The sequence below is a fragment of the Micrococcus sp. UYEF5 genome (assembly GCF_040546065.1).
GTDB lineage: Bacteria > Actinomycetota > Actinomycetes > Actinomycetales > Micrococcaceae > Micrococcus > Micrococcus luteus.
In genome coordinates this window covers 1-3,142 of record NZ_JBEPNB010000026.1, presented here as the reverse complement: position 1 = coordinate 3,142, position 3,142 = coordinate 1, and the positions used below count along the sequence as shown (strand labels likewise).

The 3,142-nt window shown below is 67.3% G+C and carries 4 protein-coding genes; 1 reads left to right on the top strand and 3 read right to left on the bottom strand.

Features of this window, described 5'->3' with window-relative positions:
- Positions 1-200, bottom strand: a 200-nt coding sequence (locus tag ABIB16_RS11230) for a hypothetical protein (RefSeq protein WP_354436293.1), incomplete at its 3' end; no start/stop codon positions are given.
- Between the two features lie 13 nt (positions 201-213).
- Positions 214-846 carry a recombinase family protein gene (locus ABIB16_RS11225; protein WP_016998066.1) on the bottom strand — a complete coding sequence of 211 codons (633 nt, stop codon included), beginning with the start codon at positions 844-846 and terminating at the stop codon, positions 214-216.
- A gap of 359 nt (positions 847-1,205) precedes the next feature.
- Here ABIB16_RS11225 and ABIB16_RS11220 point away from each other — a divergent pair, with 359 nt between their 5' ends.
- Complete coding sequence (locus ABIB16_RS11220; protein ID WP_061866749.1) at positions 1,206-1,778, top strand: recombinase family protein; 573 nt, start codon at positions 1,206-1,208, stop codon at positions 1,776-1,778.
- A 203-nt stretch (positions 1,779-1,981) separates the two neighbouring features.
- Here ABIB16_RS11220 and ABIB16_RS11215 read toward each other — a convergent pair whose 3' ends face one another.
- Positions 1,982-2,650: a S41 family peptidase gene (locus ABIB16_RS11215; protein ID WP_061866748.1), complete on the bottom strand. Its 669-nt coding sequence runs from the start codon at positions 2,648-2,650 to the stop codon at positions 1,982-1,984.
- Between the last annotated feature and the right edge of the window lie 492 nt (positions 2,651-3,142).

The following is a 3,142-nucleotide window of genomic DNA, read 5'->3' as shown; positions in this document are numbered from 1 at the left end:
GGCCCGAGGGCTCGCCTGGGTTCTTCTCGTCGATCATGGTCATGATTCTTACCGTTCCTCTCGGTACGGCTTACACAGACCATCTGACACGCCCCCGAGACCTGGGCGTGGGCGGCGAGCCGGGTCAGCGGCACCCCCTCGTCGAGGTGCTGGCGCAACAATGCCGCTCTCTCCTGCGGACCCAGCTGCACCACCACCATCACCCCACCTGGGTCAGTCCGCCGGACCGGGCTCGGGCTCGGCGGCGGTGACCGGTCCGGCCGTCACCGGCTCCGGGGACCGCGGCGGGAGGTGACGGTAGAGACTGGTGCGCGTGATCCCGGTCTTGGCCACGATCTCCGCCATCGTGTGCCCGCTCTCGCGCAGATGCGCCGCGTAGGCCAGCTTGTCCGGATCCACCACCGTAGGCCGCCCGATCCGCCGGCCCTTCGCCGCGGCCACCGACCGGGCATGAGCAGCCCGCTCGAGGGTGTAGGTGCGCTCCATCTGCCCGAACAACGCCAGCAGCACCACCGCCAACTGCGCCATCGGATCACTCGGATTGGTGGAGTCCACCTTGATCGGGTCCGCCAGGTTGCGCACCCCCACCCCCCGCTCGGCGAGGTCATGGATTAGGTTCAAGGTGTCGCGCACCGTGCGCCCGAGCCGGTCCAGGGTGTGCACCACGATCACATCACCCTCCCGGGCGTAGGCCAGCGCCGCGGTCAGCCCGGGACGCTCCGTGGTGGCCCCGGACTTCTTGTCCACATAGATCCGCTCGGCGGCGATCCCGACCTGCCGGAGGGCATCGATCTGCCGGTCGAGGTCCTGTTTGGCCGTCGAGACCCGCGCGTAGCCCAATTCCATGCGCCCAGCGTACCGGAAGTCGGTTCCGTACGACCTAAATGGTTCAGCACTTTTGGTCCAAGTTCTGGTACAGGAATCGCCGATCGTGCACATCGGGCAAGGATCCCCACGCGGGCCGTCCCACTACCAAGGAAGTGGGACAGTCGCCCGAGAGCGATCAACACGTCGATCACCTCGAGCTCGGCCGGCCCGACGACTCCGATCGGGACGCAAGACCTCGATGCCGCCATTTAGCTCCGTCAGAACACCGCCACTTATCGATGCGGTTCACAGACGACGTCTTGTGAGGGATCGTCATGTACGCAAGACCCGTACGGTGACGTGGGCGGTGAGGGGAGGGTAACTGCAACAATGGGGACATGCATGTCGGCTACGCGCGCGTCTCGACTCTCGAGCAAGACCTCTCCGCCCAACGGGAAGCACTCGAGCGCCTCGGAGTCGAGAACAAGGACATCTACTTCGACCACGGCCTGACGGGAACGACCCGCGCCCGGCCCGGGTTGCGCGAAGCGCTGGCCGCGACCCGGGACGGCGACACCCTGGTGGTGACCAAGCTCGACCGGCTGGCCCGCTCGCTCCCGGACGCGAGGGACATCGCCGACGAGCTCACCACCAAGGGAGTGGCGCTCAGTCTCGGAGGCAGGGTCTACGACCCCAACGACGCCGTCGGCCGGTTGCTGTTCAACGTGCTCGGCATGGTGGCCGAGTTTGAGGCGGACCTCATCCGCCTGCGCACCCGCGAAGGCATGGCCATCGCCAGATCCAAGGGCAAACTCAAAGGCAAGAAGCCCAAGCTCTCGCCCTCTCAGCGCAAGCACCTGCTGACGTTGCACGCCGCCGGCGAGCACACCCAAGCCGAGCTGGCCGAGCTGTTCAACGTCTCCCGCACCACCATCTACCGCGAGCTGCGCCGCACCACGACCGACACCTGACCGCGCCTGCACCGCCACTGAGCGATCACAGAAACCCGCCACCAAGCCATCACATCCACAGGCCACCCCGCCCACACACGGTCGTTTTCGGCGGAGCCGATTCGCGCCACAACGCTTGCCATTGGAGCGACCTGCCAGCGCACGCACAATCCCTTTCGCGACGGCTGGACCACGCGCCGCGGGATGCGAGCGGGCCAGGGCGCTCAGGGGCAGCCGCGTTCCTGCAGCCAGATCCTCGCCGCCGCCTGAGCCGCGTCCGTGCCGCCGCCCCCGTCCCTACGGATCGGCAGGTCCGGGTCCACCGGGCGATCGCCCAGAACCTCGCCTCCACGGTCCACAAACTCCGCGGCCGTCAAGGTGAGACGGCTGCCATCGGACAGCACGTGCGTCGCATTCCCGGACCCATACCCTGACGATGACTGCCCGAACGACCTTGCATTGGGCAACCCTCGGAAGGCGGCCAGCACCGCCTCCCCCGAGGACGAGGTGGACCGGTCTTGAAGCACCGCAATCGGAGCGCCATCGCGTTGTGTCCGGGGCCCCACGCTGACGAACGTCATGCCCTCTGTGCCTGCCCCGTCCTCCTGCACGGTCACTGCCGTGTCCTCGCCAGCCCTATCCCGGAAGAACATCACCGGCCCCTCCGGCAACAACGCGGAGACCCCCGAGAGCATCGGCCACATGTTCCCACCCAGGTTTCCCTGCACGTCCACCACCCACCCGCAGGTCGCGGTCGCTGCGGCGTCGATTCCGTCCGCCAGGACCATCGCGTACTCGGACGCCTGGGGGTCGTCACTGGCCACGGGCAGTGCTGGCAGGCTGAGGGTACTGATGCCATCCGTCGTGGTGACGGTCGGCAACGTGACATTCATGCGCGGTGTCTCAGAAGCGCTGGAGGTCGACCTTTCACCCCTCTCGGCTGGGTCCGGGCCGGGAGTGAAGCTCGAATGCTTTCCTCCAGCCACCCCCGTGGCATAGCGCAGGACACTGTCGAGGTCTCGAGGTGAGCGCGCCGTCTTGGCGGTCTCCTGCACCTGGGCTCGGGCCTGCTCCCACCGCTCGCCGGAGGCGTACAGCCCGGTATCAAGGACGTCGAGGGCCCGATCTGCGTACGCCAGGGTGTCTTGATCTCCACTTGACGATCCTCCACCAGGGGTCGGCGTCCCTGGTGGAGCGGACGACGACGTGGGTGTCGATCCATCCCCGTGGGAGGCTCCACACCCGGTCAGCAGTACCGCCAGCACCACGCCCATGCAGACGACTCGCGTCCTAGGTGTAGGAGGGCATGACGTTGTTGACTCGGGCCGGTGCCAACGAGGCCGGAGGAGCGTCTCCGCAGGAGGTATGAGGCCGATGGTAGTTGT